The organism is Aliivibrio sp. S2TY2 (assembly GCF_028765525.1).
Classification (GTDB): Bacteria; Pseudomonadota; Gammaproteobacteria; order Enterobacterales; family Vibrionaceae; genus Aliivibrio; species Aliivibrio finisterrensis_A.
Genome location: NZ_JARACS010000001.1, coordinates 289,837 through 303,853 on the forward strand (window position 1 = coordinate 289,837; position 14,017 = coordinate 303,853).

Annotated in this window: 12 protein-coding genes; 4 read left to right on the plus strand and 8 right to left on the minus strand. The window is 31.1% G+C overall.

Annotated elements, in window-relative coordinates; all coding sequences use genetic code 11:
* Positions 1 to 133 precede the first annotated feature (133 nt).
* The 4 genes from PVK63_RS01335 (at position 134) to PVK63_RS01345 (ending at position 4,489) form a co-directional block, all read left to right on the plus strand.
* The gene (locus tag PVK63_RS01335) at positions 134 to 1,747 is read left to right on the plus strand and encodes a methyl-accepting chemotaxis protein (RefSeq protein WP_274439784.1); all 1,614 of its coding nucleotides are present in this window, start codon (positions 134 to 136) and stop codon (positions 1,745 to 1,747) included.
* Between the two features lie 63 nt (positions 1,748 to 1,810).
* On the plus strand, positions 1,811 to 2,161 hold the full coding sequence (locus PVK63_RS01340; protein ID WP_274439785.1) for an EAL domain-containing protein: 351 nt from the start codon (positions 1,811 to 1,813) through the stop codon (positions 2,159 to 2,161).
* Positions 2,149 to 2,475 (plus strand): EAL domain-containing protein, encoded by a 327-nt coding sequence (locus tag PVK63_RS20005; protein WP_443111677.1) that lies wholly within the window; start codon positions 2,149 to 2,151, stop codon positions 2,473 to 2,475. The genes PVK63_RS01340 and PVK63_RS20005 overlap by 13 nt, the downstream gene beginning before the upstream one ends.
* 37 nt (positions 2,476 to 2,512) lie before the next feature.
* Positions 2,513 to 4,489: a tetratricopeptide repeat-containing diguanylate cyclase gene (locus PVK63_RS01345; RefSeq protein WP_274439786.1), complete on the plus strand. Its 1,977-nt coding sequence runs from the start codon at positions 2,513 to 2,515 to the stop codon at positions 4,487 to 4,489.
* A 23-nt stretch (positions 4,490 to 4,512) separates the two neighbouring features.
* On the opposite strand, the gene PVK63_RS01350 is transcribed toward PVK63_RS01345, so the two are convergent.
* The 8 genes from PVK63_RS01350 to PVK63_RS01385 all read right to left on the minus strand — a co-directional run bounded on the left by PVK63_RS01350 (position 4,513) and on the right by PVK63_RS01385 (position 13,957).
* Positions 4,513 to 5,067 (minus strand): outer membrane beta-barrel protein, encoded by a 555-nt coding sequence (locus tag PVK63_RS01350; protein WP_274439787.1) that lies wholly within the window; start codon positions 5,065 to 5,067, stop codon positions 4,513 to 4,515.
* A gap of 19 nt (positions 5,068 to 5,086) precedes the next feature.
* Complete coding sequence (locus tag PVK63_RS01355; protein WP_274439788.1) at positions 5,087 to 5,635, minus strand: hypothetical protein; 549 nt, start codon at positions 5,633 to 5,635, stop codon at positions 5,087 to 5,089.
* 60 nt (positions 5,636 to 5,695) lie between these two features.
* Positions 5,696 to 6,325 (minus strand): outer membrane beta-barrel protein, encoded by a 630-nt coding sequence (locus PVK63_RS01360; RefSeq protein WP_274439789.1) that lies wholly within the window; start codon positions 6,323 to 6,325, stop codon positions 5,696 to 5,698.
* 2,167 nt (positions 6,326 to 8,492) lie between these two features.
* Entirely contained in the window at positions 8,493 to 9,134 is a 642-nt protein-coding gene (gene cas6f, locus PVK63_RS01365; RefSeq protein ID WP_274439790.1) for a type I-F CRISPR-associated endoribonuclease Cas6/Csy4, read from the minus strand.
* Complete coding sequence (csy3, locus tag PVK63_RS01370) at positions 9,135 to 10,169, minus strand: type I-F CRISPR-associated protein Csy3 (protein ID WP_274439791.1); 1,035 nt, start codon at positions 10,167 to 10,169, stop codon at positions 9,135 to 9,137.
* 9 nt (positions 10,170 to 10,178) lie between these two features.
* The gene (locus PVK63_RS01375) at positions 10,179 to 12,251 is read right to left on the minus strand and encodes a type I-F CRISPR-associated protein Csy2 (protein ID WP_274439792.1); all 2,073 of its coding nucleotides are present in this window, start codon (positions 12,249 to 12,251) and stop codon (positions 10,179 to 10,181) included.
* 3 nt (positions 12,252 to 12,254) lie between these two features.
* Positions 12,255 to 13,454 carry a TniQ family protein gene (locus PVK63_RS01380; protein ID WP_274439793.1) on the minus strand — a complete coding sequence of 400 codons (1,200 nt, stop codon included), beginning with the start codon at positions 13,452 to 13,454 and terminating at the stop codon, positions 12,255 to 12,257.
* Positions 13,455 to 13,654: 200 nt separating this feature from the next.
* The gene (locus PVK63_RS01385; protein ID WP_017019121.1) at positions 13,655 to 13,957 is read right to left on the minus strand and encodes a helix-turn-helix domain-containing protein; all 303 of its coding nucleotides are present in this window, start codon (positions 13,955 to 13,957) and stop codon (positions 13,655 to 13,657) included.
* Positions 13,958 to 14,017: the final 60 nt, after the last annotated feature.

Consider the following 14,017-nt stretch of genomic DNA (forward strand, 5'->3'; position numbering starts at 1 on the left):
AAATTAGTGATCTGGCGCACATTGAGCTGATAGTTAAATTTATTGAGCATAATTTAATATCTCAAAAAAGAATATGGTATTAGTATATTTAACCTTGTTTTGTTCAACTATTTTAGTTCGTAAGAGGTCGTTAATGTTTAGAAATATATCAATAAAGTTTCAAGTTATGTTGCCAGTTAATATATTTATATTATTAATAATATTGACGCTTTCAGTATCATTCTTTTTTATAAAAAAAGAAATGGAAGCGTTAAATGACGTAACAAATAGCTCTCTTGACCAAGATAATACCATTATGAATATAGTGGATAGCACATATAAAGTCCGTTTAGCATTAAGAAGTGCTATTTATGTTCCTGATGAAAATATTAAAGAATTAGTTAATACGTGGGAGGATTCGATATTATCAAATATTGTTTATTTAAAAAAATATGATTCATTAAAAGATATAGCTAAAAAACTTGAACTTAATGTAAAAAATTACGCATCATATGCTAGCCGATTGTCTACTGAGCAAGAAAAACTAAAAAATGAGACAAGCTATCAAAATGAGTGGAATGAATACAATGAAGGTTTTCAAATTGCAGGTAATAATATGATTGGTGATTTATCTGCAATGACTAACGAAATTAAAAACGGTGCCCACAAAAGAGTAGAACAGTCTAAATATAGCAGCGTCCTTATAATAAAATATACAATCTTAGCTATATCTCTAGTTATACTATTTTTAGTTTTAATTTCTTGGAAATTATCTTCATTTATTATTCATCCTATCTTAAAGTTGCAAGATGCAGTAGTTCAATTGTCAAAAGGTAATTTTTCATTGAAATTAGATGATAATGGAAGAAATGAGATTTATTGTTTGAATAAGGATTTAAACAAAACAATAAATAGTATATCAACAACAATTTCATCGTTAATTAAGGTGAGCGATGAGGTATCAGATGCAGCTACGGAATTATCAGTAATAACAAATCAATCAGAAGTAAACTCTGAAAAGAGTCAAAATGAAGTCACTTTGGTCGCAACAGCAGTTAATGAACTGTCAAGCACCGCTGATAATGTTCGAGATAATGCTATTAATGCAGATACTAGAGCAAAAGATATTGAAAAAATAACTGAGCATGGTGTTCAATTATTCAAACAAAGTTATGAATCTAATATTAAAGTTGGAGCAACTTTAGAGTCTCTAGCGGAAATAGTTTCATCAGTTAAATCGCAATCAGATAAAATAAGTACAGTAATTGATGTTATACTTTCAATTTCTGAGCAAACCAATTTGTTGGCATTAAATGCAGCAATCGAAGCTGCAAGAGCTGGTGATAGTGGACGCGGTTTTGCAGTCGTTGCTGATGAAGTTCGTATGCTAGCAAAACGAACATCTGATTCTACTGCTGAGATTCAGAGTATTATTGAAGAACTACAAAGTCAATCAATATTAGCTGATAACAGTATGTCAGAAAGCTTAGATCTTATTTCAATAAATCAAGAGTTGAATGTTGAAGTTAATAATTCTTTACAGAATATTAGTACAGCGATGCTAGAAATTTCGGATATAAATGCACTAGTAGCCACTGCCTCTGAAGAGCAATCTCAGGTGACAAATGAAATTAGTTTAAATATTACAAATATATCAGATATATTTAATCAAGAGAGTGCGTCAATTAGTCAGACCGCTTCTTCAAGTCAAGAATTATCTCAACTGGCAGGAAAACAAAAAGAAGAATTGTTATTTTTCAAATTATAACATTTAAGTTTACAATAGCCCCTGTTATGGGGTTGTTGTATTAAAAATATCTAAGGGTGTGAAATGAATGATTTTTATTTTAATTATCAACCAATAATGTACAAAGGTAAAACCAAATATTATGAAGCATTATTTAGATTATACGATAAAACTCTAAATATTGAGAGATATATACGTAATGTAAAAAGTAAAGCGGAATTCGATTTGAAAGTTATTAATCAGGTATTAAATGACAGGTCAACTATTAATTATGATATTACCTTATCTGTAAATATATCAATATTGAGTTTGGAAAGTGAAAAGTTTATAAGAGAATTATTGGCAATACCGAACAACATTACTTTAATTCTTGAAATTACAGAATATGACAAGAGTAATAACTTAAAAAAGTTAAATGTAATATGGATTTTATAAGGAAAAATAAAAGAATCAGTTTTACATTAGATGATTTTGGAAAAGAATACTCAAATATAGATAGATTATTAACATTACCTATAGATATCGTCAAAATTGACAAATCTATAACCTGTAATTTGGAAAATGATAAATTAAGATATAATCTATTAATAAATACATGCCGGAATGTAAGTTCAATTTTTAAAAAAGAGATTGTTATAGAGGGGATTGAGAATGAAAAACAAATTGAATTAATAAATTCAATTGGTGAATATTGTCATCAAGGATATATTTATGGATACCCATGCAATTTAAGTGAAATCATATTTTAGTTATGTATATAGTTAAAGCTTTTATAAGGGAGTATTTTTGCGATATTTAAAACTTATTATGTGTATGTTTTTACTTGTTATTTTTTATCGAGATAGCAAGGAAATCCCCTTTAACGAATTAGAGTTTTTTTCTAATATTATCCTCCGTGGGAATGTTAATAAAGAAGAAAAAAAACGGATTTTAATTAGCTTAACTGAAAAAATAAATTTAACAGATGAAGATTTGTTTTATTTTCATTATATTAAAGGATATTTTGAGCTTAATGAACGAAGATATTATAAGGCCGAGAGGGAATTTTTTTACGCCAAGAAATATATCAACGAAATATCTGATAAAAAGATTCTTGGAAAGTTTTATTCTGATTTAAGTCATACTGCAATAAAGAAAAATAAAGAATTGATTTCGTTAGATTATTATAATAAATCTAAAGATTTGTTGGTATCATGTGATGATTGTTCTATGTTATTTTCTGAAATTGCTTTAAATAGAGGCATTGATCTTTTGCATCTATCAAGAAATCAGCAAGCGATTAATGTTATTAATGATGCTATTTATTTTCTAGAAAATAAATCTGTTAACTCCCCCTATTTGTGGTTGAATTTAGGAGTGGCTTATTCTAATTGTAATCAATTTATTTTGGGAGTAAAGTATAAATTAAAGGCTTTGGATTCATTTTTAAAAATGAAGAAGTATACTGATTCAATTAAAGTTATGATAGATATAGCTATGGACTACACTCTTTTAGAAAATTATGAAGAGGCAATAAATAAATTAAACCTAGCATTAGATTACGAAAGAGAATACAAATTAAATTTAAATTACATTGATAGCTATTACATTTTTGCCAATTTATCAAGTGCTTATGCTCGTATTGATAATGAAAAAAAAGCTCTTAAGTTTATTGAGAAATCAAAGGGTATAATAATTAATTTGGATGAGTCAATAGATAAAGATAATATTATGACATATCAATTAATTATAGAAGCAGAATATCTTCTGAGTATGAATTCTAACAATAAAGCAATAATTAAAATACATGAAGCTAAGAAGCGTTATGAAGCAGGACTCGCTGAACAATTCTATCATTTAAATATTCTTATTGATATTTTGCATGCAAGGGCTCATTATCAAAATATGGATTATAAAAAATCTATATCACTATATGAAGGTGTGATAAATTCGATTGAAAATTTACAACTACCTTACTATAAGCATGAGGCTTACTATAATCTTTACAATTTAAACAAATATATTAATAATACTGTAGAGGCCATTTTTTACTTAAATAAGGCTTACAATTTAAAATTGTCGAATTTTGAAAATAATAAACATGAAGAAATGCAGTTTTTAACTTATTCTTTTAATAACAAAAGGATTAAACAGTTGTTTCTGAATTCAGAGAAACAGCTAAGTATTGCCGTTTATTTTTTGTGTGTTTGTTTTTTTATTTTCCTCATTTTACTTCTATATTTAACTATCTATTTTAATAAAAATAGGAAAATAACAAGTTTGAATGAAAGGTTAGAGTATTTGGCTTATAATGATGCTTTAACAGGTATTGCAAATAGGGTAAGTCTTGAAAACCGCCTTAATGTTCCTTTTTTATATTCTCGAGCGATATTGATGCTAGATATTGATCATTTTAAGTTATATAATGATAATTATGGGCACCAGAAAGGTGACTCTATTCTCATTAATGTGGCTAAATTATTGGAAACAATATGCGGTTCTGATGCTTTTGTTGCTCGTTATGGGGGAGAGGAATTCATTATTATAATAGATGATGATAAATGTTCAGCAGAAGAATTGGCTAAAGATATAAAAGATAGCATTATAAATGCTGGTATAGAACATAAATTTTCCTTAACTTCAAATGTAATTACTTTTAGTATAGGTGTAGCCGTAACAGAGAGGAGTGCGTTGATTGATGATTTAGCATTAATAAGAAACGCCGATATGGCTTTGTATGATTCGAAATCATCGGGTAGAAACACGATAACCTTTGTAAACTAACTCACCAACGTGAGTTAGTTTTGTTAAAATTTAAAACGAGATGAAAGTAGTATTGAACCAGAATTTAAGCTTTCACTAAGTATATAATTATATTCGATACCAAACCCCAACCCATCAAAACTTAAGTTAATACCTAAAGATGCTTCAGTTCCTAGCTCTGAATATGAAATCTCTTTTTTCTCATTGTTTAATACATATTCAGTAGTATAATAGTTAATACCTAATTTTCCATATATACCTACAAGATTATTTATTGATTTCTCACTATAAAAATTTATTTTAGGTCCATAAAATTCTAGATCTCTAACTCCTTTAAAATCACTAGTTAGCATTGAACCGAAACCTCCAAAACTATTCCTATAACCGAGTTCCACACCGTAAGATGTATTTACCATGTATCGGTAGAAAATATTAATTGTTGCCATATCATCATTATTACTTGTCCCATTTAATATACCCGATGAAATATCATTTTTTATACTCCCGTAACCCAAATCTACCCCTATGCTATTATCATTATTAGCTTGTACTGTATTAACAGTGAATATGCTAAAAAGTAAAATTAAATTTCTATTCATAAATTATCCTATTATGTGTTTAACAACCATCGGTTTTCATCAACAATGCATTTTCATTTCTACCTGAGTATTTTATGCTACATTTATTTATATCTGAAAATGCATTTTTGCTATTTGGTACTATGAATATGTCATGCTCTCCGTATGTAAATAACAAATAACTACTCTTATTATAGTTAGAAGCATTCATTGGTTTAATATCAATATTTATAACTTTATTTATGTTTTCTATTATTTTTTCATCCATATTTTTTCCATACGTTTTGTATGTAAAATCAGGGTGATAAGTGTTTTTATAAATATATATTTTGTCACCATTATTTATAATGTAACCAGCTAGTATTTTATTCAAATTATGACTTGAGTTTTCAATTTTATTTATATTTAAAATTGCTTTTACCTTTGTAATATCAAGCATTACTTGAAATTCACTTTTTATATTTTTAAGTGCATTTATTCTTGCTTGAGTCTTGTATGAAATTGTTTTTTGAATCACTATCGTTGATAGTAACGTTAACAATATTAGCATGGAAATTAATTCTACAATAGTGAAGCCTTTTTGTTTCAAAATATTTCTCTGAATAATAAATATGATAGCTTGAAGCGCTAGAATATTAGCGCTCCGACTTTAGAAAATATATCCAATACCTATATACAGATTATTAACAGACCCAACATTTGTATAATCAGATTTTTCATAATTATATTTATTGATATTATCTGTGACTTTTGCTATATCACTTCCAAAAATATGATCGAAACCGCCACTAATATATATATTGCTATTAATGTTATATGAAACACTTATACCAATTTTTGGTAATATTTCTGATTCATGAAATTTCATATTGCCAACGGTTAACTCTTGTTCAGTATAAGCAGCACCAAATTTTCCTATAATGCCCCAGTTATTATTGAAGCTATATTTTGCGATACCTTGCACTGAAATATTGCGACCATCATAATTAAAATTTGTATCTTCAATTTTTGTTTTATGTGTTGCATAAGATGAATAACTAAGATCAATGCCATATTCAAAATTATCGAGTAGGCTTGATTTTGTTAATAGACCTGTATTTATACTCCAAGAGAATATACCTGATTTTTGATTATAATTTATATCCTTAATATCAGCTTCTGGTATATCTATTCCCCCTATTCCTGCATTAATCGCCATGTAAGGTAAAATTTCTGCAGCTGAAACATTAGAGAATAAAGAAAGAATGGCAAAATACTTTAAATTTTTTTTAATCGTCATTGTTATATGTACTCATATCATATGGAAATAACTGTATTACCGTTTTACTTCCGTTAAGGTACAAGCTTTTTTTTAAATGTGCATTATAAATAATGCGCAAAATGTTTAACTTTTAGCTCGTTTGCTATTTTATCTTGTTTGTGTCTTATTTTTGATAAAGCAAAGGCATCTAACTTTAAATATTAACTTAGATATCTCATAACAATTATTCTTGTCGTATAACATAGTCGTTTGTAATATTGTTGTTCGCTCTCTTTTTCACTGTTTGATAGATATTCAAGTTTGTTAACTATAAGTTCTCCATTGGCATTGAATAATAATTTCTTTAGTTTCGATTTTCTATCGCCATTATCTAATAAGCAATAATATTCAAATAACGCAGTATGAAAACTAGTTATTAGTGATAGGGTTATTGGTCTAGTCATAAATTTTCCTCCTTTTAAATTAGTTAAGCATTATAAAGTTTAAAGTGTGAAGGATATGTGAATATCAGCTTGAAAGTGTTCATTAATATATTATTTTTCGAAATATCAACTATAAGTTAATTTTAGAATTTGGTTGCTTGATAAGATGATTTTATTATATATCATTTGTTTAGTGGAGGATCTAACGTTGCATCAATACAGTATGTAAGTTACCACATATTTTGAAAAATAATTAATTTACGAGAATCAAATTTTACCTGATAACCAGAAAAAGTATTGAGCTTATTCCATTTCTTATGCAACAGAAATAAGGTAATATTTCTGTTTTCTCTAATATTGATGTTAAAGTGTTTAGTGATACATCTAATTATTAAAGTTGATTCTGAAAGATTAGGTATTGTTGGTCGTGGGGCATTAGAGTAACGACCTCGTAGAGGTCATACAGATATAACTTTGTAGGACATGGACTATCTTTAATCATATAACTCGGAAAGATATATTTGTACTCATTCTATTTATGATATTTCCAATATAACTACAAAATCATGTTTATTCGGGAAGTAATTGAATCCTATCACAAGACCATAAAAACAATTTTGAGATAAAGAATAGGCATTTCGAACTAGAATAAAATAGAACTTTTTATCAAAATGAAATGGATTTAATTGATACTATAACAAGTTATTTAGAACAATATTGATCATAATATTTCAAATTTTGCTGTATCAAGATTATATATCAGATGAGGGATGAGTTGGTTTGATTTGATTTAATTTAAACATCCCCTAAGAGTGGTGTACCAGATATGCTTGATCTTGGTACAAAATTGTACTTATTGACATGTGAGAATAAAGAAATACATCAGTAGGTTTAAGCTATAGTAGTGATACACTCAAGATGCCTTGATCTACAGTTACAAATCATGCTTCCGTTTTAGTACCATCGCTGAAAAAACAGTTCAATATAAATAAACTATTAATAATTGGTATGAATTTGGTGTTCAAAATGACCACAAGCAACTTGGGGACTCTAACTCACTAGAGTTTACACCGAAAGGCAAATTCAACGTGACCTGTTCAATACTTGAGTTAGAGTCAATAGATAAAGCTCCTGAAGTGCAATTAATATTGAAAGATAGGTGTGGCATGCTAGTGCTGTTAGGGACATGTATAGTCATCCTATTTTTACTTCGAAGGGGCCTTCTACTGATATATCTAGATATCGAAGCGTTGTTAATAATGCAGATTAATTTAAAGCTAACCACAGATGATCATTCTATCTAAAAGTTAATTATGCAAGTTGCGTAATGAGTTACTTATTGATAATTAAAGGTAATAATCCTACTTAGTAGTACATATAGAGATAGCCAAACAACCTGTTTTTTTAGGAGTGGATAGAAAACTAAGCTCAACCACTTAAAAAGGCACAAAAAAGCTCTGTAAAAACAGAGCGATTAAGTGAATGTTTTACTGCTTTTCCAGCATTATAGGCTGCTTTCTTCCTGACCTATTCTTGGCTGCCTATTCGGCAGGTTACACATAGCCAGTTGCTGCAATAACTCCTAATAAATTCTTGGCTGCCTATCCGGCAGGTTACCTTTCGATTTACAATCGGTTTCGCCTGTTCTTATTCTTGGCTGCCTATCCGGCAGGTTACAATGGAATATAGGGCAGATATTATTACAAATCAAAAATATTGAAGCGTTTCCTTTAAAATACCAATGTTGAAGGTGACTTTTTAACTCATTGATCTTTATTTGATAATTTGTCTTCGTAATAAAAAGGTATTTTTGATAAATCAGGAACAGTGCCTAAATGTTTACTATTTGTCGCCAAGCCATAACTATTGTAGCTATCGTTAGAGTCTGTAGTTCTCGGGGTGATATCTTTTTGAATATGAAGGATAAATTGTTGCTGTTTACTTTTACTAGAGCACGACACTTTGTGAAAGGTATCAAACTCTCTGTCTTCATTTGATATAGGTGTATGCTCTTTATTATTTCTTGTGATTGAACGCTGAATTCTACGTTTTTTTGAACCTATAAATATTTTCCCAATAGATTGATTTCTGATGAATCTTATTTGAGGAAGATTATTTGGCACAGGCTTGATATCTGTAATAGAAAATAATTCCTCATTCTTCATTAAATTGAAATAGGGCTGGTACTTAATGGCACTTAATAATTCAGAGTTATTAGACAAAATAGCAAATTCATTCCCAACACTTTGTTCGGACCAATTTGGAAAGCCAATGGCAAAAGAGTTGTTTTCTATCAGCCTTAGACTAGAGATAAACTTGTGAAATTCAGCGATGCAACGTCCTGCCAATAACTCATTATCACAATCATCAGGCACATACGTAATACTAAAATAGTGAGTGAGCATCTACTTTCCTTTTTTTGAAGAAGCACTTTTTTGAAACAGCCCTCCTTTAACTAATACGGCCATAACGTAATGCATATCATCAGTAATATCTGAATTTTCATCCAGTTGCGCGCAGTAGTTATCTGCGTTTTGAATTAAAGTATAAAAGTCATTGCGATGCGAAGGATGCCTTCTGGCTATGACATTGTGATGATCAGCACCAAACTCATTTACTCTTAAGGGAATATCGGCACCTTCATCCCACCAATCGTCGATAAGTTGAATTGCTGCTCCAATCTTTTGTGCATGAAAAGCAATGGTTTTTTCACCAGTTTGAAGTGACGTTTTTGCATATACTTTGCTTGGCTTCCCTTTTTCTTTAGTGTCTAAAAACTCTTGGCTAGGATGGATTTCTTGGCAGAAAGCTACATTGATTGTTGCTGTAATATCGGCAAAGTAATAATGCTCAGGGTCAGATAATGCACTTGCGATTTCACTTCCTAACTTTGATATTGTTTTTTTATCTTTAGCTGAGGCTTTTCTTGATAGCTTAAAGGCATTATCGATATTGAATTCTTGGTTGCTTGTTGTTTTTATTGAAATACTTGTACCTAGATTATGCTCATTCCGCCATAGCCAAGTACCAGAAAGTAAGTTTTTTGCGTATCGTTCACCAAGTTCTTGATAGCCGCCATTTTCTTTATATTTGGTAGCAAAAGCTTGCAATATCTCTCTAATTTGAATATCAGAGCATTTATCTGGTTGTAATGAATTAGCTTCTATATGTAATGAAAATCGGATTTTGATTTCATCAATACCGGCAGGAACATAACACATTTCAATAAATTGAGGATTACTAAAGGAGAGATCTTGTGGAGCCGTGTTTTTAGTTGAGTAATCGCTATTAAAGGCTTCTGAAAATCCAGCTTTAGGCGCTCTTAAATGAGTTTGCTCACACTTAATAGGATTCATTTGACAGTCTTTACTTTCATAATAAAAAACAGCCTTTCCCGGTGACAATGATCGAGTGTAGTTCAGGTTATTACACAGCTTCATAGCGTATCCTTACTCATGCTTTTGAATAAGAATAGAATTGAAATCACTATTGATCGACCAAAAAGCATCTGAAAAATAATGTTTTTGCCGCTTAAGTCTCATATTTATAGGTATTACTTGCTCTGCTAATCCAATTAAAGGTTCACAAAATACGTGTTGATTAAGGCTCACATTCTCTCTACTTGTTGGATCTTCAAGAAATGAGTAACCATTACAAATAGCAAGGTGTGTGCTATTTCCCAATATAGAAAGAAACTCATCTGGAGTGTTAAATGTTTCCGATGGTGGGTATATCCAACGACCTGAGTTAGGAAGGCAAGCTAACTCTTCAAATAAATGTTCAGACGATGTATAGGTTGTAAGCCATTCTAAGCTGTCATGTAACGAAGGTTGATTTAACGTACCACCAACACAACGAGCAGGCATTGCAGATTGCATACGTTGACTAATATCGCTTAAATTAACCTCTGTGTGAACTTTGATAACGAGGTCAAAACGCATATCACAAGAATAAGAAGGTTGTGTTAATAAACGTTTTGCAGGGGATAGTTCTCTTTTTTTATAAACATCCGAAACTTCACAGAGCGGAGGAGATGATTGTAATTCATATTGATGAACAAATAGGCTGAAAGCTTCAAAATGAATATTTTCTTCAATCTTTGTTTTTAATCTTCGTTCGAAGTCATGCATAAATCCCCCAAAACCAGTTAGTGAAGGTAGTCCACAAACATAGGGAGAGCTTAACGCATTGCCATTGTATAGCCTTAAATTTTTAAGATGGATAAATTGGGTTCTAGGTAGAACGGGCTGCTGATTTATATTTTCATCTTGTGCCAGTTTATTCAGAATCCATGAAAGTTGTGATTTGAAAATAGGCATTAAATCAGGGTGATAAGCAAAGCGTTTTGTGTATTTATTCTTTCCTAGAGTTTGATTTAGGTGATTATGCAATGGCGTTAATAAATCGGGAAAATTAGCAATAGGAGACGACAAGAATAGGTTAACTAATGATGGATGGTCATTAGTGATTTGTATCTGGTTATTATCTATATGATCTCTCCATCGAATCAGAGGAGTAAGCCAAAGAGCTATTTTTTGTCTAATGAAATGAACCCCTGATTTTCTGATTTGTTTTCTATGTTTCACATTCATTCTTACTTCAGAACTGATGAGCCTTTGTAATGCGTCAGTCGTACTTTTCTCAGTGATAGCTGAAGCACAAAAAGCTTCTCTACATTCAGTTTTGCTAGTCATATTGTCGTGATACGAGTGTGGTGATTGTGATGTGTTTGGTGGTGAAAATATTAAGCAATGGTAACCACCGATAGAAGATGATAACGCGCCTACACTAGCAGGGTGCTTACTTTCTCGTTTAATCCAATGAATATCATTAGGTTTCCTTGATTGGTGTTCTAACCATGTTTGAACTGAGTTAGAAGTAACAGGAGTTAAAGTTAGATAGTCATTTTTATATGGGAATAAGATCTGTTTTGAATATGGACTGATGTTCTCTGGAAGTGTTTTTGCAGGCATTTCTTTGTGTATGGAATGAATAAATTGCTCAGTTTGTTTTTTGGTCCAGTTACATTGTATTTTTTTTATAATATCTAACCAAAACAGTGTATCAGTTATGAATAATTGACTAAGAGTTGTTTGTGCTCCTCTCCATTTAAAGCAAGAGAGTAGAAAATGAGTATAGTTAACCTTTCCACTGTCATGAGACCAACCTAATCGATAAGGAACTACATTACTATTTATGGTGTTACTTACTGAATCGATTGGTAAAGAAATAATGCTTTGCCCCTTAACTCGGCAATCTGGATATTTAACATTGTGACTATGGAACCACTTAAGTTCGTCAAGACACTTTTGAATATTATCTTGGTTATTTAAAAACAGAGATGCGCTAGTTTTGTCTAGGTAATCCTCCGTTTTTGGCGTACACAAATTAAGTAGGCATGTAATCGCTTCGACTTCATGATCATCAATACAAATAGCTGAAGAGTAGTGAGCAAATGCAACCTTTAAAGCTCTGTTGCGTTCCTTTACATCTTGAATGATGAGAATATCTGTAAATTCCATTAGTTACCACGCTGAAAGGTAGTGATGCAATTCATCTTGACTGGATTGCATGTTTGAAAGCTTGACTAGAATAATGCTTGAGAGTGTAAAAACTGATTGGTGACTTGCTATTTTTTGATGTAGTTTTGGCCTAACGCCTAATTTAAGAAAACCTAGTTCATATAAGCGATAGATTTGATCGGTAGTGCAAGAAAGCAAGCTCGATGCCTCTAAGGGGCTTAGCAAGATTGAAAAGACATCAGAGTTAGGTTGAATTTGATAGCGAGATAGAAAATACTGATATACATGGCTTAGTATTGAATTCGTTTTAAATTCTCGTGTAGGTAAGCGTTGGCAATCTAATAAAAGGCTATCAAATATCTCATTAAAAAATATCTTATTAAAAGGTTTAATCTGAACTGTTTTAGCTTTATCTATTTGCTCATCGAGTTCGGAATAGAAATTAGTAGGCCAATTCAATGAATATTTTACAAATGAAGTAGAAAAATCATCTGTCAGATTATATCTATTGATATACCAAAGTAAGACACCAAAGCGAGATGATATTGCTTGGTGTTCTCCCCAAATATTAGCTAATTTAGTGTTTTCGCCGTTAAGCCATTGTGCAATGAGTAAGGCATTGCTATTTGCTTGCGGAGCTAAGTGATCACTGAATTTGAATCCACACGGACAATCCGTAATGTTTTCAATTTCTTGATAATTGATAGAGGCTTTACACTCTGGGCAGTGATGTAATAGACCTATTTTATGTCTTGTGCATACATCATGAGTGATAAAGTGCCATTCTTGACGTATGTATTCGTTCTCTTTTAGGCACTCTGGGCACACTGGAATACCATTTTTTCTGAGCAGGATTCTTGGTATATCAACACCATTTCTAAAAACAGCAGAATGTTGGCGTAAGAAAGTACTACTTGATCTACTTAAGGCGCTTTTTAATAAAGGGAAGTTATTTATCTCAAGCCACTGCTCAATTTTAATTAGTGCTTTGAGCTTTAAGTCACTTGATGTGTGAGAGTGATAGAGATTTACCGTATTTAGGGTTGCAGGGAAAGTTCCACGAACCTCACGATCCTCTTCTTTGACTTGAAACCAAACTTCATCGCTAAAATCCTGAAATGAATCATAGCAATTATTCTGACTGATCCTTAATAAACAGCTCTCTAGCGATTCATCTTTATAAAGCTCTATTGGATTAAGCATTTTTAATTACGCCCTAAAACTGAGGATTCCTAAGTTTATTTTTAGGTTAGATTCTATTGAATGTCAAAAAAGAGGTAGGGTAATTGTTCAGAATGTGAGGGCTATAGCGCATTTATATTCTATGAAGACTTAATGGCGTTTGAGTTGGTATGGGAAAGGCACTGTTATTTTGATTTTTAAATAGCAGTGCTTTTTTGATTTTATTGCTTTAGTGATTCTATTAACTTAACTCGTTCTTCCTCACTCATTTTTCCTATTAGTAGATTCAATTCAGCTAACGAATCAGATTCACAAAAAAAGTAACTCAGTGGAACACCAAGTTCTTTTGCCATACGTTGCAGCACACTAATATCAGGTGTGTGGCGACCTTTCTCGTAGTGATTCATACGCCCACTCGCAGAACTCTCTTCCATACCGATTCGAATACCCAATTCTTTTTGGGTGATCTTGGCATGCTTACGAGCTTCTTTAAGTCGTTTTGGGATTGGATTCTCTCTTTCCACAGACTCATCATCATAAAAACCTTTAATAACTTAGATTGTCTAAGTTTTACTTATTCTTGT